This window comes from Pusillimonas sp. T2 (genome assembly GCF_002236805.1).
Classification (GTDB): Bacteria; Pseudomonadota; Gammaproteobacteria; order Burkholderiales; family Burkholderiaceae_B; genus Neopusillimonas.
This window is the reverse complement of record NZ_NIQA01000010.1, coordinates 24023-50233: the sequence shown is the minus strand read 5'-3', so window position 1 is coordinate 50233 and position 26211 is coordinate 24023. Positions and strand designations below refer to the sequence as shown.

Annotated in this window: 25 protein-coding genes; 2 read left to right on the top strand and 23 right to left on the bottom strand. The window is 53.5% G+C overall.

Translation table 11 applies throughout. The features are described from left to right. Positions 1-14: 14 nt before the first annotated feature. From PuT2_RS13620 to PuT2_RS13570, 11 genes are all read right to left on the bottom strand, one after another. Positions 15-725 (bottom strand): ABC transporter ATP-binding protein, encoded by a 711-nt coding sequence (locus tag PuT2_RS13620; protein WP_158214051.1) that lies wholly within the window; start codon positions 723-725, stop codon positions 15-17. Next, positions 718-1464: an ABC transporter ATP-binding protein gene (locus tag PuT2_RS13615; protein ID WP_093971539.1), complete on the bottom strand. Its 747-nt coding sequence runs from the start codon at positions 1462-1464 to the stop codon at positions 718-720. Before PuT2_RS13615 ends, PuT2_RS13620 begins: the two co-directional genes overlap by 8 nt. After that, positions 1461-2411: a branched-chain amino acid ABC transporter permease gene (locus PuT2_RS13610; protein WP_093971538.1), complete on the bottom strand. Its 951-nt coding sequence runs from the start codon at positions 2409-2411 to the stop codon at positions 1461-1463. The genes PuT2_RS13615 and PuT2_RS13610 overlap by 4 nt, the downstream gene beginning before the upstream one ends. Further along, the gene (locus PuT2_RS13605) at positions 2408-3265 is read right to left on the bottom strand and encodes a branched-chain amino acid ABC transporter permease (protein WP_093971537.1); all 858 of its coding nucleotides are present in this window, start codon (positions 3263-3265) and stop codon (positions 2408-2410) included. Before PuT2_RS13605 ends, PuT2_RS13610 begins: the two co-directional genes overlap by 4 nt. Positions 3266-3280: 15 nt before the next feature. Then, positions 3281-4045 (bottom strand): amidohydrolase family protein, encoded by a 765-nt coding sequence (locus PuT2_RS13600; RefSeq protein ID WP_371596932.1) that lies wholly within the window; start codon positions 4043-4045, stop codon positions 3281-3283. Positions 4046-4196: 151 nt separating this feature from the next. Next, positions 4197-5111, bottom strand: a complete 915-nt coding sequence (locus PuT2_RS13595; RefSeq protein ID WP_158214050.1) for a VOC family protein — start codon at positions 5109-5111, stop codon at positions 4197-4199. Between the two features lie 8 nt (positions 5112-5119). Beyond that, positions 5120-5986: a fumarylacetoacetate hydrolase family protein gene (locus PuT2_RS13590; RefSeq protein ID WP_254047009.1), complete on the bottom strand. Its 867-nt coding sequence runs from the start codon at positions 5984-5986 to the stop codon at positions 5120-5122. Between the two features lie 44 nt (positions 5987-6030). After that, the gene (locus PuT2_RS13585; RefSeq protein WP_093971605.1) at positions 6031-6426 is read right to left on the bottom strand and encodes a RidA family protein; all 396 of its coding nucleotides are present in this window, start codon (positions 6424-6426) and stop codon (positions 6031-6033) included. 57 nt (positions 6427-6483) lie between these two features. Beyond that, entirely contained in the window at positions 6484-7530 is a 1047-nt protein-coding gene (locus PuT2_RS13580; RefSeq protein ID WP_093971533.1) for an Ldh family oxidoreductase, read from the bottom strand. 7 nt (positions 7531-7537) lie between these two features. Continuing rightward, positions 7538-7948, bottom strand: a complete 411-nt coding sequence (locus PuT2_RS13575; RefSeq protein WP_123660223.1) for a cupin domain-containing protein — start codon at positions 7946-7948, stop codon at positions 7538-7540. A gap of 11 nt (positions 7949-7959) precedes the next feature. Beyond that, complete coding sequence (locus tag PuT2_RS13570; protein WP_158214049.1) at positions 7960-9147, bottom strand: ABC transporter substrate-binding protein; 1188 nt, start codon at positions 9145-9147, stop codon at positions 7960-7962. Positions 9148-9404: 257 nt separating this feature from the next. On the opposite strand from PuT2_RS13570, the gene PuT2_RS13565 reads away from it, so the two are divergent. Beyond that, the gene (locus PuT2_RS13565; protein ID WP_093971531.1) at positions 9405-10310 is read left to right on the top strand and encodes a LysR family transcriptional regulator; all 906 of its coding nucleotides are present in this window, start codon (positions 9405-9407) and stop codon (positions 10308-10310) included. A gap of 9 nt (positions 10311-10319) precedes the next feature. Here PuT2_RS13565 and PuT2_RS13560 read toward each other — a convergent pair whose 3' ends face one another. From PuT2_RS13560 to PuT2_RS13525, 8 genes are read right to left on the bottom strand one after another with little or no spacing between them, the layout of a single operon-like run. Continuing rightward, positions 10320-12686, bottom strand: coding sequence for a xanthine dehydrogenase family protein molybdopterin-binding subunit (locus tag PuT2_RS13560; RefSeq protein ID WP_093971530.1), 2367 nt, complete (start codon positions 12684-12686; stop codon positions 10320-10322). Next, a complete protein-coding gene (locus tag PuT2_RS13555) occupies positions 12683-13234 on the bottom strand; it encodes a CoxG family protein (RefSeq protein WP_093971529.1) in 552 nt (183 codons plus the stop codon). The genes PuT2_RS13560 and PuT2_RS13555 overlap by 4 nt, the downstream gene beginning before the upstream one ends. Then, entirely contained in the window at positions 13231-13722 is a 492-nt protein-coding gene (locus PuT2_RS13550; protein WP_093971528.1) for a (2Fe-2S)-binding protein, read from the bottom strand. Before PuT2_RS13550 ends, PuT2_RS13555 begins: the two co-directional genes overlap by 4 nt. Further along, positions 13715-14611, bottom strand: a complete 897-nt coding sequence (locus PuT2_RS13545) for a xanthine dehydrogenase family protein subunit M (protein WP_093971527.1) — start codon at positions 14609-14611, stop codon at positions 13715-13717. Before PuT2_RS13545 ends, PuT2_RS13550 begins: the two co-directional genes overlap by 8 nt. 12 nt (positions 14612-14623) lie before the next feature. After that, entirely contained in the window at positions 14624-16051 is a 1428-nt protein-coding gene (locus tag PuT2_RS13540; protein ID WP_093971526.1) for an NAD(P)-binding domain-containing protein, read from the bottom strand. Continuing rightward, positions 16048-17601, bottom strand: a complete 1554-nt coding sequence (locus tag PuT2_RS13535; RefSeq protein WP_093971525.1) for a sugar ABC transporter ATP-binding protein — start codon at positions 17599-17601, stop codon at positions 16048-16050. Before PuT2_RS13535 ends, PuT2_RS13540 begins: the two co-directional genes overlap by 4 nt. Before the next feature lie 41 nt (positions 17602-17642). Beyond that, positions 17643-18611: an ABC transporter substrate-binding protein gene (locus tag PuT2_RS13530; protein WP_093971524.1), complete on the bottom strand. Its 969-nt coding sequence runs from the start codon at positions 18609-18611 to the stop codon at positions 17643-17645. Between the two features lie 31 nt (positions 18612-18642). Next, a complete protein-coding gene (locus PuT2_RS13525) occupies positions 18643-19464 on the bottom strand; it encodes an ABC transporter permease (protein WP_158214048.1) in 822 nt (273 codons plus the stop codon). Positions 19465-19994: 530 nt separating this feature from the next. Here PuT2_RS13525 and PuT2_RS13520 point away from each other — a divergent pair. Next, positions 19995-20714, top strand: a complete 720-nt coding sequence (locus PuT2_RS13520; protein ID WP_093971522.1) for a DUF2238 domain-containing protein — start codon at positions 19995-19997, stop codon at positions 20712-20714. A gap of 23 nt (positions 20715-20737) precedes the next feature. Here the strand turns inward: PuT2_RS13520 and PuT2_RS13515 are convergent, their stop codons facing one another. The 4 genes from PuT2_RS13515 to dnaN form a co-directional block, all read right to left on the bottom strand. Beyond that, the gene (locus PuT2_RS13515) at positions 20738-21610 is read right to left on the bottom strand and encodes an NAD-dependent epimerase/dehydratase family protein (protein WP_093971521.1); all 873 of its coding nucleotides are present in this window, start codon (positions 21608-21610) and stop codon (positions 20738-20740) included. Positions 21611-21626: 16 nt separating this feature from the next. Continuing rightward, a complete protein-coding gene (locus tag PuT2_RS13510; RefSeq protein WP_093971520.1) occupies positions 21627-21908 on the bottom strand; it encodes a hypothetical protein in 282 nt (93 codons plus the stop codon). Between the two features lie 648 nt (positions 21909-22556). Beyond that, on the bottom strand, positions 22557-25007 hold the full coding sequence (gene gyrB, locus PuT2_RS13505; protein ID WP_093971519.1) for a DNA topoisomerase (ATP-hydrolyzing) subunit B: 2451 nt from the start codon (positions 25005-25007) through the stop codon (positions 22557-22559). Between the two features lie 94 nt (positions 25008-25101). Beyond that, the gene (gene dnaN / locus PuT2_RS13500; protein WP_093971518.1) at positions 25102-26211 is read right to left on the bottom strand and encodes a DNA polymerase III subunit beta; all 1110 of its coding nucleotides are present in this window, start codon (positions 26209-26211) and stop codon (positions 25102-25104) included.

Below are 26211 nucleotides of genomic sequence, written 5' to 3'. Positions count from 1 at the left end.
TAGTGATAAGCCACCTACACACCGAGGAACTGCGACCGAATTTCGGGGGATGCCTTCAGCTGCTCCGGGGTGCTGGTGTGGACAATCTGTCCTTTGCTCATAATGTTGATCTGATCGGACAGTTTCATGGCCAAGCCATAATTCTGTTCGACAAGCAATATAGCAATCCCCTCGTCCCGTAGTGTTTGCAACACTTCGGCAACTTGGTTCACCAGTAATGGAGACAAGCCCTCAGAAGGCTCATCAAGCAGCAACACTTTAGGGTTGCCCACCAGGGCGCGCCCTATGGCCACCATGCTTTGTTCGCCGCCAGACAACATGTTGCCAAGATTGCTCAAACGTTCGCCAATGCGAGGAAAGTACTCAATGACCCGATGCATACTCCAGCCCGGCTCTTGGCCTTCGGTAGCGCGCGCACCAACCAACAAGTGCTCTCGAACCGTCAAAGTCGGGAAGAGCCGCCGACCCTGAGGAACCAACCCAACGCGGTGCTGAGCAATTTCATGCGCCGGAAGATTAGTGAGATCTCGCGGCCCCATGACAACTCTTCCTGTGCGGATGTGACAGTGGCCTGCTATAGCGCGTATCAGCGTCGTTTTACCTACTCCGTTCTTGCCAAGGACCGTGCAAATCCTGCCCGGCTGCAATGTCAGCGACACACCGTGCAAAACCGTACTTGCGCCATAACCCGCAGTAACGCCAGTCACAGAGAAAAATTCAGACATGCTCAGCCCCAAAATAAATTTCGGCCACCATCGGATCATTTCGAATTTCGTCCGGCGTACCCGAGGTAGCCAGCCCCCCTTGCTGCATGACTAGGACCCGATCAGCCAATCGCAATGCCATCTCCACGTCATGCTCAATCAGCATGACGGTAATGTCGCGGGGAAAGCGAGCAACCATTTCTTCGACTTTTGCCGTCTCGGCCACAGATAACCCAGCCGCAGGTTCGTCAAGCAACAGCAGACGAGGTTTACGCGCCAGGGCAAGGACCAGCTCAACTTGACGTTGCTCGCCATAGGACAGACTCATAGTTAACGTATCGGCCTTCTCTACAACGCCCCACTCATCCAACAACGCCAGAGCGCGGCTACGGATCCCCCGGGATGACACTAGGGGACGAACCATATTGAAACGCCCCGGCTCGCCGGCCTGAATGGCCAACATCGCGCTTTCGAGTACGGTCAAACGTGGAAACAATGTTGTGATCTGGAAAGTACGCCCCAACCCCATAGCGACTCGCTGTGAAACGCCCTGATCGGCCAGATCTTTACCAAACATCTGTAACGACCCTTCGGTAGGTGAAAAGAGCCCTGTGATGACATTGAACAGGGTCGTTTTGCCAGCGCCGTTGGGCCCAAAAATAACTAGGCGCTCTCCGACCGGCACGGAAAACGAAAGCCTATCAATTGCCTTGAGACCACCAAAACGTAGTGTGAGACTCCGAATATCAAGTGCATTCATGATGCACCCTCCTTTTTACGCATGGCGAACAAACCCACCACGCCATTAGGCGCAAATAAAGTCACTAACACGTAGATCAGACCTAAAATAAGTACCCAGCGATCGGTGATCCCACTGATGTAGTTTTCAAGACCGATAATGATGAACGCCCCCAACACTGGCCCATAAAGTGTGCCCGCACCGCCAAGAATGACCATAATGAGAACCATGGCCGAATAGGCAACGCTAAGGTAACTAGGACCAACAAAGCCGTTCTGCCAGGCCATGAGGGCGCCCGCCAACCCTGCCAGGCCACCGGAGAGAACACAAGCAAGGTATTTATAGGCCCAAACGGGATAGCCCAAGACCAGCATACGACGCTCGTTTTCGCGTACCCCTAGCAAGGCGCGGCCAAACGAGGAGGCGACAAACAACCCAGTCAGAGCCAAGACGACCGTGAACACGGCAAGCACAAAATAGTAATACCCTGAGCTAGTCGACAAATCCCACAAAAAGATAGATACGGGTCTGGATATGCCAGGAATACCGTCGTCAGCCCCTGTAAAACTCTTCCAGCTATACGCCACACCCCACAAAACTTGCGCCAACGCCAACGTGATCATTAATAGATACGCCCCTTTTGCACGCAAGGTCAGCAGTCCAAACACCGCCGCTGTAACCGTCGCCAGAAGCACTGCGGCTAACAGCTGTAACCAAAGGCTATCAACGCCAGAAGTCGACATTTTTGCCACTACATAGGCGCCCACACCAAAAAATGCCGCGTGTCCGAGCGACGCCATGCCGCCATAGCCCAGAATGATGTTGAGACTTACCGCAAACAAGGCAAACGCCATCATCTTCACAACCACACCCTGGACATAGGAGCCAGCAAAAAGAGGCACAACGACTAACGCCAGCAAGACCAAGAGCGGTAGGGCTGAATTCCGAAAATCAAACGTATTCATCATGCTTTACCACCCATCAGCCCATTGGGCCGGAAAATAAGTATCAGCGCCATCGGAACGAACAAGGTGAACAAGGCAAACTCGGGGATTAACGTTTTGCCCAGACTGTCGAGCATGCCCACAATAATGGCGCCTACAAAAGCCCCTTTAAGGCTACCTAAGCCGCCAATAATGACCACTACAAAAGCCAACAGCAGCACCTCAAGCTCGAGACCGACGTGAACCCCCAGAATAGGCCCTCCAACAATGCCACCGAAAGCGGCTAAGGCAGCACCAATCGCAAAAGTCGCCGTAGATAGCAAAGAGACATTAATACCGGTACTCTGCGCAATCTCAGCATCGTCAATAGCGGCCCGGATCAATGCACCGACGCGTGTATTTGACTGGACATACCACAGCAAGGCACCGATGACGATACCGACAACAATCATAAATACCCGATAGGCAGGAAAGTAATAGTCAGCCACTTGGATCGGACCAGCAAGCCATTCGGGCCGTGGTAACGTCTGAGGCGTCCCGCCCCAGATCCAGAGCGCCAGATCGCCAATAATCAGCATGAGGCCAAATGTCATCAAGGCCTGTGGGAGCTCATCATGAGGAATACGGCGCAGCAAAACACGCTCAATAAAAATGCCAATGAGCGTCACCACACCAATCCCCGCTAGCAAAGCAAGCCAGAAGCTATTCGTATGACCATAAACAGCAATCGCTACCCAAACACCAAAGGCATAAAAAACGCCATGCGCCAGATTCAGAATACGCATAACCCCAAAAATCAGAGCTAGGCCAGCCGACAACAAGAAAAGCAACATCCCGAACGACAGTCCGTTCAGTAACTGATAAAGCCAAAAATCCATGGATGCCTCGAAGGTTCAGTGAGCGCCGGGATCTTTCAATCCCATGGGGAATGGCCAGTCAGAGCCATAAAGAATATGGTCGGCACCAAAAGTCTCGCGCGCTAGCGCAAGAGCAGCCTCACTGTGGGCGATACCGTCGACATAGAAACGACGCGCTGCCTTCAAGGGAGCTTCTAGTTTGTCGACATCAACACCTGGACGGCGAGTCAGGAAGCCTCGCTCGAGACGACCGCATAAACACGGAAAAACGCCGCCAGCGTGAGCTAAACAAAACCGGACGCCGCTAAAGCGACGCGGCACATCGGCCATAACCAAATGCGACGCCGCAACACCGGTTTCGTAGGGATTTCCAACTAAATTTTCGAGGTAAAAGGGTGCCAGACGAGAATCACCGCAAGTACCCGGATGAATGAAGACAAAACTTTCTTGACGATGCAAAAAGCCCCATAGCGGCTCATATTCAGGCCGCGAGTAAACGATATCGGGGTGGCCGCCTGCGGCCAGCGCCACACCATGAAAGCCGCCTGCAGCATAACGAGCCATCAGAGTCTCGAGCAATGCCACATGCTCTAAGGGCATATAGAACAAGGCCTCAAGACGACCTGGATACTGCGCGCAAGTCATCTGCATCGCGTCGTTTACATAGGTCACCCATTGCAAGGCGTGGTCCTGATCCAAGCCCTGCCGGTACAGCGGTGGGGGAATTGACACCAGCGACCTTTGAATATCATTCAAATCCATCCAACGGAGCAAGCGCTCTGGATAGAATAAGTCTTTCATCCCAATCACCTGGCCATCAAGTACCAGGCGACTGTCCGCCCCGCTCCACTCGACCCCTGGTAATCCCACCAAGCCCGGCCCGTGGATCGGAGCCAGGTGGGCATGAACATCGATCTCTATCATAGGTCAACCCTTTTTTGACTCGATATCCCTAGCGGGGCTCATGATTTGCGTTCATTTCATTGGTCCAGAACTCAGGTGCCCAAGCCGGCCAGATGTAAGGCAGGTCTTGCCAGTCTTTCGTGACCCAAGCATCACTAATTTTGTCCATGTCGGCGTAATACTCCACCCAGCTACCCCAAGGGTCACGGACATAAAAAAACAGATTCGAAGCCAGCGCATGCCGACCCAGACCAAAGCCATCGGTGTAACCGGCTTTGTGCATTTGCAATGCGCCAAAGCCAATATCATCAAACGAATTAACCTGAAAACTGCTGTGCTGAAAGCCCCGATGAGTGCCATTGATCAACCCAAAACAGTGGTGATCACGAATACCACGGCCCCCAGCCATAAACGCTACTTTACCGACCGCACGATCGCTGGTCATTAGTCCAAGCACGCGCTCAAACCACGCCTGCGCTTTATCGAAATCAGGCGTAAAGATCAGTAGGTGCCCCAGACGATTGGGCTTGATATCGCGATTCAACTCCCGCCATAAATGGCGGTCAAGGCGACCGGGAATTACCAAATCTTTAACCGGCTCGACTCGAGGCGCCTGAATCGGCGTCAGATTAATCCACGTCCCCCACGGATCTTGAAACCATAGGCCAGGACGAATCTCGCCGAACGGCGGCGTGACAGGTGTAGAACCCTCTTGCGTCAAGTGCTCAAAAAAACGGGGCAAGTCAGCCTCAAGCACCGCGAATGACAAGTGATGCAAACGCTTTTGGGCACCGCCCTTCAGAATGACAATATCGGGGGAAGGATTCTTAGGCGTACGGAGTTCAAGCGTCTGCCCTGTGTGCTGAACACCTAACCCGAAACTGCTATAGAACCTCTCAGCCACATCAAGCTCGGGGACCTCAAGGCCATAGCCGGCCAAATATTGAACATAGGGATTACTCATAACCGTCCTCATTGACGATAAGATTTAAGATCGACATCGACCAACTTGTTGACCAGCTCGCCCAACCCGGTTGCCCGCACAATAACCGTATCGCCCGCCTTAATAAATACGGGTGGCGTGCGTGCATTGCCAATGCCGCTAGGGGTACCGGTAAGCAGAACATCACCAGCGTATAGCGTCATACCCATCGAAAGTTCGGCAATCAACTCACCAATCGAAAAGGCCATTTCGTGGGCACCCGCGCGCTGCATGGTCTCCCCATTCAATTCACATTCAAGAACAACCGTGCTCAGATCGATGTCGTCGCGCAAGGTTATCCACGGCCCCAAAGGCATAGTCTGATCAACGCTCTTACCCTTAAACCACTGACCACCATGACGCCGCTGTAAATCCCGCTGCGACACATCATTGGCCAAGCAATAACCGAATACGTGAGACATGGCGCTGTCTTGCGGGATGCTGCGACCGGTCTTACCGATAATGACTACGATCTCAGCTTCGTAGTCCCATTTAGCAGAAACTCGAGCGTCATAGGCAATATCCTGATAGGGGCCTATGACGACATCAGGCGCCTTAGTAAAAAATGTCGGCGCATCAGGCTTGGGAACGTCTTGCCCTTCACGCTTGCCCTCACTTTCGTAAAAGTGGTCCCAATAATTCCAGCCCGTACACAGCACATCGCGCCGAAACCGCCTAATGGGCGCAAGGACGGTCACATCCGATAAAGAAACCTGTTCTGCTCGTGCATCAGCAGCAACGGCACGCACAGAGGCCAGGCCCTCGTCCCCCAGCTCGATCAGACCAACCAAATCAGGAGAGGGCTCGGGCATCAATCTAAGCGTGCCGCCCCCATCCCAAAGAGCGACACGATCCACGCCTCTATGAACTACAGTCCCCAACTTAAACCTTGTCACGGCCATTACTCCGGGATAACCGCAATCGCACTAATTTCAATGAGGTACTCTGGTTTGACCATTTTGGTAACTTCAACCATGGTCGAGGCAGGCAGGGGCTCTTTAAAAAATTCCATGCGAACTTTATGAATGGCATCAAAATATTCGATATTGCGCACATAAACGTCAACGCGACAAATATCCTCAAGCGTGCCGCCAGCCGCTTCAACAGCTCCCTTCAAGTTTTCACATACCTGACGCGTCTGAACCTCAATGTTGCCCACGCCGGCAATCGTGCCGTCTTTAGCACGGGCTGTCATACCCGAGATAAACACCAAACGGCCCTTTGCCTCGATGGCGGTTGCTTGAGAAAAGTGACCATTAGGTTTCGCCAAAGCGGGGGAAGTAATTTGCTGTTTCATTTTGAGTCCTTCAATACAGTCCATCTACGTTGCCATGAAAATAAGGGGCAACGATCCTTAGAAAACAAAAGCGACGTCGTTTGCCTGGGCCAACTCCCTGAGCCGCGTCACCAAATCAGCCGACAGACAGCACTGATCGTTGTGCTGCGCGCGTCTACTGCGCTCAAGATCACCTGGGGCATATACACGCTCGATACCGGGGGCTTTTTCGGAGTGACGAATTACATTGGCCAAGTTGTCCACTTGCTGACCGATGCCACGTCCACCGTTCAGACGTGAGGCGTCAATCGCGATAAAAGTGTGCGCACAGTTATAAGGCTCAGCCGGATCGCCGAACAACGGCTTAACTTGCGACGCAATGCCACCACCCGACAACGCGCCACATAGCAGTTCGATGGCCACCGCCAGACCAAACCCCTTAGGCCCGGCAGCTGGAAGCAACATGCCCTTGATAGCCTCGGCCGGCGACTGGGTGTCTTTACCGCTCGCGTCCGTTGCCCACCCCAACGGAATCGATTCACCCTTGATGTCAGCCATGCGAATTTTTCCCATCGCCGACGCGCTCATCGCCATGTCAACAATAACTGGCAAGCCTTGTTGACTAGGAAAAGCCATACACAAGGGGTTATTGCCAACCAGGGGTTTCGCCCCGCCAGGGGCTGGCATGAGCGGCCGGGTATTTGAAAACGCCATACCAACCATACCTTGGGCTGCCATTTGACGAGCCCAGTAAGCCCCAGCCCCAAAATGACCAGCTTCGCGCACCGTAACAGTAGCCATGCCATGAACACGTGCGCGCTCAATGGCAATGCCAACTGCTTCCTGGGCAGATACTTGACCCGGCGCGTGATTAGCAGTCATCACAACCAGCCCTCCGAGATCGTCAACAATCTCAGCGCTAGCGGAAAGCCGCATGCTACCCGCCTTCACCCGATCAACATACATAGGCAACAGCATGACACCATGCGAACTCACTCCCTCAAGGTCGGCACCGACAAGACTGTCGGCGATAACCAGCGCGTCAGCGTCGGTTGCACCTTGCTTTACAAACAAGGCTTTAACGAAGGCCCTCAGCGCCGAAGCCGAGATAGTTTCAGTTGACATTTACACCTCAGTTTGCGTCGGCCGCGTTGGTATACCAGTCGGGCACCTGCGGATAATGCGGACCGTCGTAGATTTCAATAACGACAGTGTCTTCATGAGCAATCGTCGGCCCGTGCACATTGCCTTTCGGATTGCAGTAGAACGAGCCCGCGACCAAAGTGACACCCGTCGACGTGTATTCGTAGCGGCCGCTCAGACAAAACATGAACTGATTAGACGCATGGCTGTGAGGTTTGGGAATGCTCGTACCCTTTTCGAATTTGATCAACGCAATCGACGCGCCGGTCTCCTCATTTCTCCACAACATTTTTTCGTACAAGCCTGGCAGCGACTTAGCCCGCCACTCCATATCTGCCGATTGCAGCAAAATTTCATCAAGGCTAGGTGCACCTTCGGGTATGTTATTAAGCTCTCCCATTACGACTCTCCTCAGTTGTTCTCGGGCTTGACGTCGCGATTAACGTCGATGATTTCAAAGTTGGGCTTTCCAGCCTTGTCGACGACCTTGACAAAGTAGTAGTCCATATAAGGAAAGCGGGTTTGCGGATCAAAGCGGAAATTACCTTGAGGGGTTTTAAGATCTACCTTATTCAAACCGGCGACCAAGGATGCCGGATCCGTTTTCCCGGCAGATGACGTCACTGCGGACTCAATGATCTGCCCAATCGTGTACCCTAAGGCTTCGTAGTAACCAATTGGCGTCTTTCCATATTCTTTCTTAAAGTCTTCAATAAATTGACGGTTTTCAGGAATATCGAGCTCTGGCAAGTAATGGGTTACCGCCACTGCCCCGTATGCCGCACTTCCCATGGCAGGCAGCAACATGCCGTCAACAGTACTGATGACGCCGATCAAGGGCAATCGATCACGTTGGCCGTACTCATGTCGCGCTTTCACTAATTTGATGGCATCCGCGCCAAGCGTTGCCGCAAATACGCTATCTGCCTTAGGTGCTCCCGTAATAAAGGGCCCCCAGTCAGCAGTTCCCAAAGGAACATAGACCTCACGCTCAATTTTTCCGCCCGCTTTCTGAAACCCATCGATAAAGCCTTCAGAGACGCGTTCACCGTAGGCAAACTTCGAGCTGATTACGACTGCAGTCTTATAGCCAAGCTTATTGACGGCGTACTGACCCATTTGACGCCCAAGTTGTACGGCATTCCAGCCGGGCACAAAGGAATTAGGATGCTTTGCATTTTCTGGAATCTGCCCCACCATAGCCAATTGAGGAATGCCCGACTTGCCCACGTACTCTTGGGTAGCGGCAACAACGTGCCCCAAAAACGGCCCAACCACCATGTCGACCTTATCGCGCTCCACCAGCTTTTGCATCTTGGTCACGCCAGCACCGGGATCACCGCCATCGTCTTCGACGATCAGCTCGACCTGACGGTCACCGATCTGATAGCCAATTTGCTTCAGTTTGAGTTTCAGGCCATCGAGCTCGCCTTTATTGATATCGGCAGCACCACCAGTAAATGAACCCAGCACACCAATTTTTAGCGGTGCCGTCGCCTGTGCTTGTGCCTGCGCTGCAGGCATAGCCACGCACAGGGCTAGCGTTGCCACGGACTGGAGCCATTTACGCCGTGTTGAAGATTTTGCAACTTTAGACATGCCAGATCCCCTTGAAGATGAACAGATAGGCGCCACAGCCTCCATGGCGCAATCGGATAATTTCGCAAGAGCTTGTTATCATCTCTTGTGATATATCACTAACTATATCTTATGGAATACAACAAGTCAACAACCCTCAGCTAAAGGTAAACCCCAAAGCAAAAAACAACAGAGGCTCCGCTAGAATCGGACAAGACTCAGCTAATTTGACGACAAACCAAATATCAAACTTATGCAATACGCAAGGCCACACAGAAATGAAACTCGGAGAAAGCGGTCTCAAGTATCTTTATGAGTCATACCGGCGAGGCACCATGCGTGCGGCCAGCGAACACTTCAACATGGCCCCATCGTCAATCAGCCGGCAAATCAATCGCCTTGAAGCAGAAATGGGCCTACCCCTCATTGAACGGGGGCGACATACCGTCAAACTTACACCAGCGGGCCAAATGCTCATTGACTACTACCGCGACCAACTCGGACACCATGAAGCTCTGATGTCAGCGATGGATGACCTTCGGGGGCTAAGACGCGGCAATGTAACGGTGGCCATTGGCCAAGGCCTACTAGGGGACGCTATCGTCCTGGCTATTCGACGGTTTTTGAAGCAATACCCCGGACTGCGCATCAATCTGAAAGATGCCGCAACCGCTGAAGCACTTAACATGGTCAGTGAAGACGAGGCTCACTTCGGCATACTGCTCGAACCAAACCCCGAGCCTTCGTTGCAAACCAGACGCACTATTACCCAACCAGTGCGCGCTATAGTGCCAGGCAATCACCCGTTGGCGCGACACGCAAAAGTGTCAGTTGCAGACCTACTTCAAACCGATTTGATCTTGCCTACACACACTTTCAGAACACGCCAGATTTTTGAGAAAATCGCTCGAGAACAAAATTTTGAACTCGATCCTATAGTCACCTCATCGTCGATACAACTGGTACGAAGTCTGGTACTTGCAGGGGCCGGCGTTGCGGTATTGCCCGAAACTGTTGTCAAGTCAGAACTACAGTCGGGGCTGCTGACCGCACTGCCGATCACCGAAAAAGCGTTCAACGAAAGCGAAATTCATCTTGTCTATCGTCGCGGGCGAAAGCTGCCAAAAATCGCTACCGTACTGATGCAGTTGATTGAGCAAGAGATTCAGAATTGCGCTACGTAAATTGAAGGATTAGATCGCCTGCAGAGCCTCGAAAAGATCTGAAGGCGCATAATGCGAATCCGAAATCACAACACCTGCGTCAAACACGGCATCTTGAAGTGCGGCAGACAGCGCATGTAAAGGACCCCCGCCCCCTTCACCCATGCCTTTGGCCCCGTTATAAGTAAAAGGCGACGGGGACTCGTAATTGCCGTACTTTATTTTGGGCATATTCATGATAGTGATAGGGCAATAATCACTGAATGTGCTGGTTAACAAATTTCCGTATTCATCGTACTTAAAGCTTTCGAGCAAAGCAGCCCCAATCCCGTGCGCTGCCGCCCCTAACACCTGACCTTTAACAATAGTGTGGCTAATCACCTTGCCACAATCGTCGACCGCCGCGTAGTCAAGAATATGAATATTATGCGTTTGACGATCTACCTCAAGCACTGCGATATGACACTGAGCCGCATAAGTCAAGGTCAAGTTACCGTACTTGCGCTGAGTATCAGGCACCTGAAAAGGCGGCCGATAAACATAACGACAATTCAATGAAAGATCGGCGATTTCCGGCGAAATTCCGGCAGTACGCGTGTTCACCATGGCTGCAAGCTCAGCAAAGGTAGCCCGCTTAGTTCCAGTTTTATCCAGCACCGCTGGCACACCGTCGCATAACCCAAAACCCAGACTCGCCACCTCGACCCCAAGATGAAAAGCCGCGATTCTGCGTAACTCTCGCTTGACCAACTCCAGTGCACCATGAATTGCGCCAAGACTTGTAACCGCAAACTGACTTGCGTAAGTACCTGAGTGCGAAGTGAATGTGTTCCGTTCTGTATCAAAACCAACCTGGACAGAGACCCAGTCAGGAGTAATGCCCATTTCTTCAGCCACAACCTGTGAAGCCACCGTCTCATGACCTTGCCCTTGCGGCACGGACCCGACACTGACAATCAAGCGGCCATCAACCCCTACTCTCACATTGGCAATTTCAGAGTTACCGGTTAGCGGAGAGCCCGGATTAATGATGCGTGACTGACCAAAATTGTTGGTTCCGGAATCGAGCGTCGTACCGATACCAATACCAACCAGCCTGCCTTCAGCCCTTAAGGCCTTGATTTTTTGTTGCCAGGCATCCCAACCAACCAACTCTTTGGCCAGAGCAAGCATGGCCGGATAGTCACCCGAATCATAGATGCACCCATTGGGTGTAGTCCAAGGGAACGAAGGCACATAGTTCCTGAGCCGGATGACATCCGGATCGATCCCAAGCTTCCGACCACAGATATCGATCACACGCTCAAGAAACCAAATATGCTGCATACGAGAGAAGCCGCGGTTCGGTCCAACCGGACACTTGTTAGTCACCGACTGGGACATTTTGATGCGAATGTTCTGAAGCCGGTAAGGGCCGGGCACAACTTGGGACCAAATTACGCAGCCTAAAGGTTCATATCGCGGGTAAGCGCCGCAGTCATCCACGTGTGTCGACCGAATAGCCTGAATGACACCGTCTTTGTCTAGCGCTACTTCAGTATCCAGGAAAGTGCGCTCGTTTCCGTGGGCACTGGCCTGTAAATGCTCGCTACGTGTTTCTATCCACTTCACGGGCCGGTGCCCTGCCTGTCTTGATAGCAAAGCACAAATCAAAATGTAGGGGTACAAATTTTGCTTGATACCAAACCCACCACCAATATCGTGGGTACGCAGCCGAACAAGGTCAGGAGATAAACCCAACGGCGGCGCCAAAAACTTCATAGCTACGCCTGGTTGACTAATATTGCAAAAGATATCCAGTCGCCCGTCTGCTTCCCAAGTTACCAGCGTTGCAAATGGCTCAAGAGGGGTACTCGAAAAACGGTGAAAATGCAGGCGATCAATAGCAATCACATGGTCAGCTGACTCAAAGGCCTCATCTACCTCACCCCATTCGAACACATCAGAAAACACTTGATTAGTGCCGATATTCTCATGTAGAACCACGGGATTTTCGAGCGCAACCACCGCATCAACAACGGCATCGAGAGGGACGTACGTGACGCGAACCAATTCAGCGGCATCCGCCGCTATCTCGGGAGTTTCTGCCGCAATAGCCACCACAGGCTCCCCCTGGAAACGCACCCGATCAATTGCCATGCAATAGTCACGGATTTCGTTAGCCGGGGCTGGCGCCATTTGGGGAAAAGGTTTAGTCAGCGCGGCGACCTCGTCGCCCGTCATGATACAAACAACCCCTTCGAGGGCCCGTGCCGCCGCCACATCAATGGACTGAATCTTGGCGTGCGCATACGGCGACCTAACCAGCCGGACATGTAATTGCCGCGGGCTCTGCTCGTCATCAACAAAAAGCCCCTGCCCGCGCACAAGGCGATGATCTTCCTTACGACTCTTCATGCCGTCACCTTTTTGTGTCGTGACAGCCAAGATGACACACGGTCACTCAACTTTGATTTAGTCCCCGACTCGACAGGCGCCTCCTTGGGGCCATCCCCATCCTCGGCTGCACCTAGCTCATTCTGGACTGAAGCGATCATGGCACTGACATTGCGTCTAGCCAAAGGTTTCAAAATTCCGCTGGCTACCGACGCCAGCGTTCCTCGTACGGTGCTGTCACAAGTCCATGTCACCTGCGTGCCAGTCCCCTGGCTTTCAAGGGAGAACCGCAAACTGGCATCGGCGACGCCCAAAGAGTGCCGCACCGTGCTGCTCATGCTTGCGTATTCGTCTAGCTTGCGCTCAATGTAAACGACATGGACCTCGGCGCGCCCACGTATCTGAGGAACGCCCACTTCCATTACCAAATCAAAGGAGTCCTCATCCATTGAGTCCAAAGACTTGAACATGGGCAATAACGGCGCAAAACGCTCAGGATCTGTCAAAAACGCGTAAGTTTCCGCCAGGGACGTCTTTACCGAAAAACTGCCATCCATAGAAAGCCTCATGCCATCTCCCCTTTTACTTGTCTCGCAGTACTAACGACTGCCTCGATAATGTTTTGATAACCCGTGCATCGGCACACATTGCCAGCCAACGCCTTCCGAACAGACGACTCTGTCACCTGGTCACATGTATTAATGTGATACAAGGACGACATCAACATACCTGGCGTGCAGTACCCGCACTGCAAGGCGTGGCATTCAGAAAACGACTTCTGTAACGAGTGCAGTTCACCTTGTTTTTCAAGACCCTCAACCGTTGTTAACGACTTACCATCGGCCTGCACTGCAAAAAGATTGCAAGATTTCACCGCTTTACCATCGAGTAAAACAGTACAAGCTCCGCAATAACTGGTATCGCACCCCACATGTGTCCCGGTCAGGCCGAGATCTTCACGAATGAAATGGACAAGCAGTTTTCGAGGCTCAACCGTCGCTTTTACGGGGCGTCCATTGATGCTGACTTTGACCTGCTCAAGCTTTTGATCATCCATAATAAGAATGTGTCTCCGTATGCGGTTTTCCATTTTTTCTGTGCATGACAATGTCAAATGCACGTGCTACCAACCCCCTGATTAACGAACGCTTGTAAGCCTCGCTACCTTTATTGTCAGAAACTGGCTCTGCAATCTCAGAGGCCAGCGCCGCAATGTCGTCAATCAGCGATTGATCCAGGACATTACCAACGAGTATTTCGTCAAGGTATGGCACGCGAATGGGGGTCAAGCCGACGCAGCCTAAAGCCATGCCCGCCGATTGCACTTGCTCGCCGTCGAACCTGACGGTTAATGCACAACTTGCCGTTGGGTACGCCGGTGCGGCACGTTTAAACGCCACGAAGGTACTCATGCCCTCCAGGTTTGATCGGTCAATCTGGACCTCGGTGATCAACTCGCCCACTTCCAGATTGGGGGTATAAGCATCTTTCAGCAGCTGTGCCACTGTTTGCGTACGCTCAGCGCCACTACTCACACACACAACCCTAGCGTCCAAGGCCATTAAAGCGGTCGGCCAGCAACTGCAAGGGTCGGCCTCCGCAAGAGAGCCGCCTATAGTGCCCATGTTTCGTACCTGAACATCAGCAATGCCAGAGGCACAGTCACGCAACAATGAAAACGGCTTGATAACCTCAGCACCGGCGATACTTGCATGAGAGGACAGCGCACCGATTCTAAGAATTTCTTCGGAAATCTCGATTCGGTTGCCGTCGCGAATGCCCCCCATGTCTACCAGATGCTTTGGCGCCAGTAGCCTTAGCTTCATCATCGGAATCAGCGTCTGCCCTCCCGCCAAAAGCTTAGCCTCGCCGCCGAGCGCATCGAGGGCCTCGCAGGCCGCCTTAAAACTATCTACTTTGTGATATTGATAACCTGCCGGAAACATCAGAACCCTCCATCAAGCAGCATTGCTTGTCTTTTTCTGAGCCACAGCCTCAGGATCCAGTGTCCAGATCTCAGGCTCGGTGTAAGAAGTCAGCGAATCAAAGTGCTCGTCAGCGTCTTCGATAAACAGACTGCACGAAAGGGCGCGCACCAAGCGGCGAACGCCATACTTCATCCCGGTGATCGAGGCTGCATTCAGGCCGAGGCTGAGCATGGCACCATGAGTGAAGTTATATATTTTTCCCAGGTGAGGTGCCGCCCCCGGGCGCTTTTCAAGGAACTCAAACCCAGGACCTAAATACGGTGAAGCCATAAGATGACCCGCCTCAAGACCCTCGGCCGGACGAAACCGATCTTGCCAAAGGGCGACTTCCTCAGCGATTCCCGACAACTCAGGGCGGCATTTCAGATCATGGGTGAGCCCTGTACCGAAAATTAAAAAATCAAACTCAAATTCACGATGGGGCGTTTTAATGCCTACGCAAGAGTCAGACTGCCAAGCCTCCAACCACGGTGAGCCCGTATGCAACGCGAACTGCTCATGTCGGTTACAACGCCACAGAGTTTCTTGGGGCGGCGGTTGCAACATTGATCCGATCTGATGCATAAACCGCCACTTTCTGTCATCAGTCAGTTCGGCGTAATGCCCTAGAAAGCCCGAAAACTCCATCCACTTATTTGGGTTAATTCGAGGTAGCTGTGGCGCTCTAATACACAAATCCACCGATCGAGCGCCGGCCTCAATGGCTGTGGCTGCGTTATCGAACGCAGACGCGCCTCCACCAAGCACGCCAACCCGCCTCCCTTTCAGAGCCGAGAAATCAATCCGCTCTTCCGTATGACCATAGCAAGCTTTAGGTAAATTATTTACGATGGGTGGCAGGTACCAACGCCCAGAGCCATCGAGCCCTGTCGCCAAAACTACCCGCCGTGCAAAAATGATTTCCCCACCCGCGCAGGTCAGACGCAGACAGTCTGAATCCGGCAGAATGCTCTCTACCGTCACCCCATACTGAACCGGTATCGATAAGGCACGCCGATACCACTCCAGATACTCGTGCCACAAATCGGTTGGCATTTTGCCCAACGCATTCCAGGCCTCTTTGCCAAAACGCGCTTCATACCAAGCCTGGGGCGTCAGATCTGGGTTACCGAAGTCAAGACCACTGCCAAACTTGGGCGTACGAAGCGTTTTCATGCGTGCGAAAGTTCGCCAGGGCCCAACGGTCTCGGGCTGCCTTTTATCAAGCACAACAACGTTCTTGATATTCTCCAGGCGTAATCCAAACGCGGTCGCCAACCCACTCTGACCCGCTCCGATAATTGCCACGTCAAGCACACGCTGACCGCAATGCTCGCGTCTCGGAACCCACTCGCGTCGTGGGAAATTCAGATAATCCAAACCGTTAATTAAACGTTGTTCAAGTGCCGACAAACTCATTGCATACCTCGCTGATCACGGTTTTCTGAGCGGGATTTGCGTCCGCTAACGACCGCACCAAGTACATCTTTCTTGTGAAAGGGCGGCTCGTCATAGCGTTCGACAACCACTCCTTGATGAACCAACATGATCCGGTGACACATACCCACCAACTCCTCAACTTCTGACGACACAAACAAGACAGACGCGCCCTCCGCAGCCGCTTTACCGATCAACCGGAAAATATCGACTTTGGCACCGACATCAACCGCCTTGGTCGGGTCATCAAGCAAAAGCACCTTGGCACCCGAAGCTATCCACTTGGCGATAACCACTTTCTGACGATTGCCGCCCGACAAGCGGTCAACACGAGCATCCGGGTCAGCCGGCCTGATCCCCAGCTGCTCGATCATTTCTTGAACGATCGCGCGCATGCGTGTCCGCCGGATCACACCGAACCGAGTTACCTGCGCACTCATCGAGAGCAAAATGTTCTCTTCAATCGTCATGTTAGGCACAAGGCCGTCGTGCAATGCATCTCCAGGAACTACGCCCACGCCATGTGCAACGCGCGTACTACGCGACTCGCGCGTAAGGTCCGCCCCTTGAATAGCCACACGCGCGTTCCGGTGCTTTTTACCCCCGGAAATCACTTCAAGAAGATCTTCGACCTGGGCACCGATATACGTCGGCACACCGACGATCTCACCCTTTTTCAGACCAAAATCTACGGGCCTACCACTTTGATCATTCAAATAGCCAGACAAACCGAGCTGCTCCTCATGACCAGCACTTATCCGGTCCGGGAAGCCGGCACCCAGCTTGCGACCCATGATGAGGCTCACCAACTCATCCCGGCTCAATTGGGTCTTGGGAAGCGTATCGATCCATTTACCGTTGCGCAGCACCGTAATTCGGTCGGCGATAGACAAAACTTCGTCCAGGTTATGGGCGATGAGAATCACACTGACTCCTGAGTCCCGCATCTGGTTAATGACTTCAAACAAGCGCGCCACTTCGTCAGCTCCTAGCGAGGCCGTGGGTTCATCGAAAATAACCAGCCTCGAGTTGCCCAATAGAGCCCGCACAATTTCAACCATCTGCCTCTCGGCAACAGATAATTGATGGATAGGCAATTTGGCCTTATCAGAGAGTCCGAACAACGCCAACTTCTGAAGCGCTTCCTGATGCATGGCCCCACGGTCAAGTAACCAGTCGAACCCAAGAATCGACCGGGTCGGGTAGTTTCCCAGTCTCAAGTTCTCTTCTACAGTCAGCGTATCAACCAACTGAAAATGCTGGTGAACCACACCGATGCCGTGCCCTCGGGCATCGTTCGGAGACGAGAATCGAACGCATTCTCCGTCAACAGACAGTTCACCTGACAACGGCGTTTCTTCGCCAGCCAGGATACGCATCAACGTTGATTTCCCTGCGCCGTTCTCACCTACAATCGCATGGACCTCACCCGGCAAGAACGTCGCTGAAACGTCATCCAGTGCCGTCAGATTTCCATACTTAACGCAAATACGACTGGCCGTCAGGACTGGTGGTGACTCCGCTAAGGTCATGATTTACACCTTTTTTCGCTTTAAGGGTAAGGACGCCGGACTTAACGCTTCACACCCAACTTTTCACGCAAAGGCGGCGGAATGTTGTCGTAAGCCTCTTTCTGGGTCACCACTTTATGGTCCATCGGCGTAAACTTTGCGGGCTTTTTGCCTTCCAGCAGGTAATCAGCAACCACATTTGCGGCTGTTTTCCCCCAACCCACAGGGTCCAGCAAGACAGTGGCGGTAAGGTCGCCGTTATGAATCGCAGCCAGCGCAGACGGTGCGCCATTCAAACCAATAACAACTACCTTGCCTTGTAGCCCGGCCACCTTGACCGCCTGAGCTGCACCTAAAGCGAGGTCATCGTTGGCCGCATAAATACCCACCAAATCCGGGTTCGTAACCAAGGCGTCTTCGGTCAGCTTGATCCCGTATTCGCGCGTCATATTCGACGTCTGGGAAAATGCAATTTGATACCCTGCGGCAGTGATAACTTCCCGAAAGCCAGTCTCTTGTTCGATCATCGGCGCCGCACCGGCCATGCCCGTCAACATCGCAACTTTCCCTGGCTTGGTGTTTTCAGCCATCCAACGCGCTTTGTCGCGCCCTACGTGCACGGCGTCCATACCGTTGAAGCTCTCCCATACATCTGCATATTTAGAGTCAAGAGTACGCGCATACATAAACACAGGAATGCCAGCGTCTTTAGCCTTTACCAGCGCCGCCGCAGGCCCCTCTGCATTCAGCGGAGCCACCAAAATGGCGTCAACTTTAGCGGCAACCATGTCACCAATATTGTTGATTTGCTGATTAACATCGGCGTTTGCCGCCAGAAGCATAGGTTCAATGCCTCGCGCCTTAAGCGTTTCGGCAATACTCCTTGCCATAACAACGTGAAAGGGATTTTGTGATTCGGGGCTAGAAATACCCACACGAAACTCTTTGGCCTGAACCTGCGCCGTAATAGCGAGACCTGAAGCTGAGACAACCAATAACGCGACTGCTGATTTAATATATCGACGAATCATGAGGCTCTCCTTGATTAAGATTTAATGCGTATCAGCGTGATCGTTTCAACGCATCCAGAGTGGCGGCAATAGTCAAAATCACACCAATGACCACACCTTTCCAGTGTGGATGCACGCCGATGATGTTTAATCCGTTAGCCAGCACCGCGAGCAAAAGTATGGCCAGCATTGAGCGCCACAACCGCCCTTCGCCACCGCTAAGTGCTGCTCCGCCCAGTACAACCGCCGCAATAGCCTCAAGCTCATAAAGCATTCCGGACGTCGGGTCTCCACCACCAGAGCGAACCGTTAGCAGCACGCCGGCAACCCCGCAACAGGCACCAGAAATAGCAAAGGCAATAAGCTTTACCCGCGCGACCGGCACGCCCGACAAACGTGCCGCCTTTGGATTGCCTCCGCTTGCATACAAATTGAGGCCGAAAGGGGTGTAACGCAAAATCAAGCTGACAATTACAAACAGGACAATGGCAACCCAAGCCAGCGACGGAATCCCCAAAAACCGCATGGCGCCAAAGTTCGTGTACCACGAAGGAAAACTGTAGATCGCGCCATCTTTTGCCAGCACTAACGCTAACCCTCGGCAAATATTCAGGGCGCCTAACGTGACAATGAGAGGGGACACGTTGAGATAGCCGACAAAAAAGCCATTAAGGCCACCGACGACCAACCCAATGAAAATGCCGGCACTAACGCCAAGCCAAACATCGCCAGTGATGTCAACAACCAACGCGGCCAAGACGGCGGACAATGCAACCACCGCACCTGCCGACAAATCGAACCCACCGGAAAAAATCACGACACTGGCGCCTACAGTGACAATCGCCAGAATGGATACCTGATTCAGAACATTCATTAGATTGCCGGGAGACAACGTACGTTGATCTATCGCATAGAAAACGACCAACATCACTACGAACACAAACGGCAAAATAGCTTTGTCCCAACTTTGAAGGACTTTGCCTTTAAAGTGCGACGACCGTCTTGAAGACGATGGCCCTGCGGACTCAATTGATATCATAAGAAGAACGCTCCACCTGAACTTGAACAAGATCCCAACGGCGATTCAGTATTGGGATAACGGTAGGAGCATTCTGGTGGTGAACCAGCGGCCGTTGACTTACTAGCCTTGATTAACTTGTTGCACAAAACGCAACAAGTTAATAATTATGCGGGTTCTGACATGACCCAAGGATTGTCCGACAGGGGAAATCCCTTAGAAGAGGGTGGGCACTGCGCTCAGTATGCCCTAGGGCTACGTCAACGAACGACAAGAGCCCCCGTTTAAAGGACTACAGCGGCCTGGCTGCATTAGAATTTAATGCGCGCAACACCATACGCTATGGCAGCGATCATATTCGCCGAAACACCCACATACACTCACCCATGGCCCAAACAACCGCAAAACCCGCAGCCCTCCAACCCCTTCCAAGCGTAGGTGTGCGCGTAGCCGCCGCGCTATATCTGGTCCTCTGGGCAGGGCTCGCAATCTCGCCTGCAGATCGTTCCACTTGGGTCCTTGAAAACGCCCTGGTCGCAGGACTGGTGATCGTGCTCTGGTGCTGCCGACGGGTATTTCGGTTCTCAAACGTATCGTTGTATTTGATTTTGACGTTTCTGGCGTTGCACGCATTGGGTGCTCACTACACCTACTCCGAGGTGCCCTACGATGCATGGTGGCAAAGCCTGACGGGCCATAGCCTTAACGAAGCGCTGGGGTGGCAACGCAATCACTTCGATCGCCTGATCCATTTTTGTTATGGCCTGCTGCTCGTGTATCCGATTCGCGAATTTTTCCTTCGCGTGGTCGAAGTGCGCGGGTTTTGGGGCTATTTTCTTCCGCTCGATGTAACGCTCAGCACATCGGCCTTATATGAATTAATCGAATGGGGGGCGGCCGAAGTCTTCGGCGGCGACCTGGGAATGCATTATCTTGGCACCCAAGGGGACATCTGGGATGCCCACAAAGACATGGCCCTTGCCGCGCTGGGGGCGCTCATCGCGATACTCATCATCGCCGGGATAAATCGACGGCTACACCATGACCCCGCTTGGGACTGGGCCCAAAGTATGAAAGCGTCTGCGCACAGCAAAGCCCTCAACTAGATCGCGCTTCGCGTAGACCGACGTTACTTAACGTCAACGCCACCTTTCAAGGCCCCCAACTCCGACGCATACCAGTCCAACGCATTTGGCCAGGCGGGCGCCCAGCCCGACGCGCGGAGCCGAGCGTTTGACAAGCGTTTGCCTTCGGGTGATTTTGGCTGCCGCTGTGGTGCAGGCACCCCTGCCAATTTCGCCACCGCCTCATAAAACTCGGCAGTCTGGGTCGGGTGATCATCCGTCCCGATGTAAACCGGTTCGGGCTCGCGCAGCGTCAAAAGGTGGGCACAGGCTCGCGCGGCATCGTCAATGTGAATCCGGTTCGCCCAGTGCCCGGGGCCCTCCGGCGCAATCACCTTACCCGCACGCAACCCATTAACCAAATACATTCGCCCGGGGCCATATAAACCCGACAAACGCAACGCAACACCCACGCCGCGCGGCAACATCGCATTCAGCGCAGCTTCTGCATCCAATATCGCCTGAGCCCGGAAATTCGTCGCCTGAACAGGCGAGCCTTCATCCACCCATTCATCAGACGGCCCCCAAACGGCCGACGAACCCACCAAAACGCAGCGCTGAAGGCGGCCAAGGCAAGACGCCGAAAGGCTGCTCAGAAGCCTTGAAAGACCTTGTGGGTACACACTGGCATAGTCAGCACTTGTGCGGCTGTCGGGTGAGGGCGCATACAAAATATGCGTAACCTCGGGAACCGCCCCATCGCGCAGAAAAGACAAACTGGCCGGGTCTTGCAGATCTGCCCGATACCACGTCACAGGGTCGTCGGGGCCCGACACCATATGACGGCGACGCAAACCAATGCAGTGCCACTGCTGCGGGTCCAGCATTTTTGCGGTCCGCACACATAAGTCACCGCCAACCAGCAATAACGTATTCATCTATATTCGTGCAACGCTAAATTTTTTCTACCCAAACGATGGGGATCAACACACAAACAAAAGCTTGCAGCACTAAATAACCAAAGAACGCACCCACACCGCCAAAAAAGCCAGCAACCACGGCCGTGACCATTGTAAATATTGCCCCTACCGAAATCCGGGCTAACGTTAACCAACCGGAGCCACCCGATTTACGTCCTTGATACTCCGCCACGCAAACAAGCCATGTCACCACCAGCGATATCACCACCAAAAACCGCGCTGGGTTCACTAACAACCAATCCCATACTTCTTGCATTGCGCCTCTCGCTTAACTCGCCATCCGTTGTATGTTTATTTGGGCCAAGGCCAGCAAGTTTTTTAGAAAATTTGTACGGTTTCAAAACTCCGAATAGGCGCAGCTTATTGAATCAGCGACTTGTTCAGCGTTTGTGAGGGTTTCCACGAAATTCTCACATTTTTCCCGGATGTCAGTTTATCCGAATCCCGCTCAATTATTTGGGTCGCCTGAAATCCGGTGCCAGCAGTGCCGATGCCTGAGCGCTGCATCAGGTGCTGGGCGAAAACTTCCTTGCCCGGCGCCGTCGTGGCCTGGGTGGGCCCAAGGGCTTGAGCACGCCGGTAAACGCACACTGGACGGGGGTGCAAGTGCGCGACTGTTTGAGCCGGCGTTTTCGACCCACCGGGTCGAGCCGGCGAGTTTCGCGCACGCCCCGTCCAGTATGCGTTTACCGGGTAGCCCGAAGGGCCGTGCGATGTCCCGCCGGGCCTGCCCAGGCCACGACGGCGCAGCGCAAACCATTACACCCGCGCATATCCAACACCAACTTAACAACGCACCTCAGCCGCCCAAAAAGAAAACGGCCCCAAAAGGAGCCGCTTCCAACCTCAAGCCAAACTAGCAAAACGAAAGATTTACCCAGGACCTAAAAAAGCCCTACAAAAATCAAGTATCAATATTCCCCGCCTGCAGCGCATGCGTTTCAATAAACTCGCGACGCGGCTCAACGTTATCGCCCATCAGCGTCGTAAACACCTCGTCGGCAACAATCGCATCCTCGATCTGCACACGCCACAAACGACGTACCTTCGGATCCATCGTCGTCTCCCACAACTGCTGTGGGTTCATCTCGCCCAGACCCTTATAACGCTGCTTGCTTACCGAACGCTCGGCCTCGCTACGCAACCACAGGACAGCCTCGCGGAAGTCAGACACGTACTTCTCTTTGCGCTTCTCGCCTTCGCCGCGCGCCACCATCGCGCCGCGGCCCATCAGGCCAACAAACGTTTTGGCGGCTTTCGCCAGCACCGCGTAATCGGCGCCACGCACAAACGTGCGGTCAAACACCGACACCCGCACATTGCCATGGTGCATGCGACGCAATACCAAACGCCATGGCGCACCTTCTTCAACCTGCTCGGCCACGACCGTCACATTGCCGGGCAACGCAGGGTTATCAATTGCTGCCTGCAACCGCTCGGCAGACGACCTGGCCGCCACCTCGTCTTCAAGGTGCAGCTCAATGCCCTCGGCCATCGCTGACAGCGCCTCAACATCTACCGTACGGCCCAGACGGTTAATCACCGCATCGGCCAAGATGTACTGACGCACCAATTCGGCCAGCGTGTCACCAACCAGAGGCGCCGCGCCCTCTGAAGGCACCACCGACGCATCTTTCAACGCTACTTCCATCATGTACTGCGCCTCTTCGTGGTCGTCTTTCAGGTAGCGCTCGTCGCGGCCCTGCTTGACTTTGTACAACGGCGGCTGCGCAATATACACATAGCCATGCTCAATCAACGCAGGCATCTGGCGATACAGCAACGTCAGCAACAGCGTACGAATGTGCGCGCCGTCAACGTCCGCGTCGGTCATGATGATGATGCGGTGATAACGCAATTTCTCGATGTTGAAGTCAGGCCCGATACTGGTACCCAACGCCGTAATCAACGTCGTAATTGAATCGCTGGCAATCAGGCGGTCGAAGCGCGCCTTTTCAACGTTCAGCACCTTGCCGCGCAACGGCAAAATTGCCTGGAACTTGCGATCGCGACCTTGCTTGGCCGAACCGCCCGCCGAGTCACCCTCGACGATGTAAATTTCGCTAAGCGCCGGGTCTTTTTCCTGGCAATCGGCCAGCTTGCCAGGCAACCCGGCGCCCTCAAGCACGCTCTTGCGACGCGTCATTTCGCGGGCTTTACGCGCGGCGTCACGCGCCCGGGCAGCATCAATAATTTTGTTGCACAGCGCCTTGGCGTCGTTCGGGTTCTCAAGCAGCCAGGTTTCCAGCGTGCGGGCTACCGCCTCTTCAACGGCAGGGCGCACTTCGCTGGATACCAGCTTGTCTTTGGTCTGGCTGCTGAATTTCGGGTCGGGCACTTTCACCGACAACACGCAAGCCAGGCCTTCGCGCATATCGTCGCCAGTCGTATCGACCTTAGCCTTCTTGGCCAGCTCGTTATCGGCGATGTATTTATTCAATACCCGCGTCATGGCCGCGCGCAAACCGGTTAAGTGGGTACCGCCGTCGCGCTGGGGGATGTTGTTCGTAAAGCACAGCACCGTCTCGGTGTAGCTGTCGTTCCATTGCATGGCCACGTCAACGCCAATCGACACATCGGCCACTTGCGACTCGGTACTGACCGAAAACACATTGGCATGCAACACCGTTTTCGTGCGGTTGATGTATTCAACAAACCCTTTGACGCCACCCGAAAACGCAAAGTTTTCTTCTTTACCCTGACGCTCGTCAATTAAACGAACCTTCACACCATTGTTCAGGAACGAGAGCTCACGCAAACGCTTGGCCAAGATATCGTAGTGGTACTCAATGTTCTCGAAAATAGTTTCGTCGGCCAAAAACTGGACGCGCGTACCCGTTTGATTTGCCGCGCCCGTAATGTGCAAAGGCTCAACGCGTTCGCCACGACGGAACTCCATCTCGTGCGTTTCGCCGTTACGCCAGATCGTCAGGCGCAGCCACTCGGACAGCGCGTTCACACACGACACGCCCACACCGTGCAAACCACCCGACACCTTGTACGAGTTGTGGTCAAACTTGCCGCCCGCATGCAGCTCGGTCATAACGATCTCGGCCGCGCTTCGGCCGAATTCGTCATCTTTATGAATGTCGGTTGGAATACCACGACCGTTGTCGCACACCGAAATACTGTTGTCGGCATGGATCGTTACGATGATGTCATCGCAATACCCGGCCAGGGCTTCGTCGATGGCGTTATCGACAACCTCGAAGACCATATGGTGCAAACCGGTGCCGTCGGATGTGTCGCCAATGTACATGCCTGGGCGCTTGCGCACGGCCTCGAGGCCCTTGAGCATCTTGATGGATTCGGCACCGTAACCATTTTCAGGGGTTTGGCTGACTTGATCTGACATAACGAGTTTTAAACCTTATATAAATCGGGCAATCGCCGCGACGGGCACAACGTGTGCGCCGGCGTCGCGACAACGGGCGGGCAACGGCCAGCGCTTAAATGCGCATGGGCATGACGACATACTTGAACTGGTCGTCATCGGGCAAGGTAATAAGGGCCGAGGAGTTTGGATCGGGTTGAACCGACCAACGTACTTCTTCGGTTTTTACATTCGACAACACATCGAGCAAATAGCTGACGTTAAAGCCCACGTCGAGCGCCTCGTGCCCGTAATCGATATCGATCTCTTCCTGGGCCTCTTCCTGCTCGGCATTGGTTGAGGACACTTTAAGCACGTTATCGCCCAACTGGACGCGCACACCCTTGAGCTTGTCGGTGGTCAGAATGGCAGCGCGTTGCAAACTGCCTTGAAGCGCTTCGCGGCGGATCTGGAAATGACGCGTATACGTTGTAGGAATGACGCGCGTAAAGTCGGGGAACTTGCCTTCGACCAACTTGGAAATAAGCTCGACATCACCAAAGCGGAACCGGATTTGGCCCGATGCGACGTCGACTTGCACCAGGTCATCGACCTCGCCAAGCAACCGCTGCATTTCAAGCACGGTTTTACGCGGCACAATCACGTCGTGCTTTTGCTCGATGCCTTCGACCGCTGCTGCACAGTGCGCCAAACGGTGGCCATCGGTAGCCACGGTGCGGACCAGGCCCGGCTCGAATACAAACAACAAGCCGTTAAGGTAATAACGGATGTCTTGTTGCGCCATGGCAAAGTGCACCATGTTGAACAAATGCTTGAGTGTTTTTTGTGGCAACGAAAAAGATACGTCCCAGGCTTCGGGTTGCGATACGGTGGGGTAATCGCCCGCAGGCAAGGTTTGCAACGCAAAACGACTTTTACCCGACTGAATGGATAGCTTGCCGGCGCTAAGCGCCAGTTTGACGTCGTTGGCATCAGGCAGGGCACGCAAAATATCCATTAACTTGCGTGCCGCAACTGTCGTCGACTCAGTCTCGTCACCCACACCAAAGTCTGCATGAGTCGTAATCTGTACTTCCAGGTCGGTGGCCAGAAACGAAACCTGATTCCCGTTTTTGCGCAACAGCACGTTGGCAAGAATAGGCATGGTGTTGCGCCGTTCAACAATGCCGGCTACCGTCGAAAGCGGCTTCAACAACGCATCGCGAGTCGTTTGTACGAGTTGCAT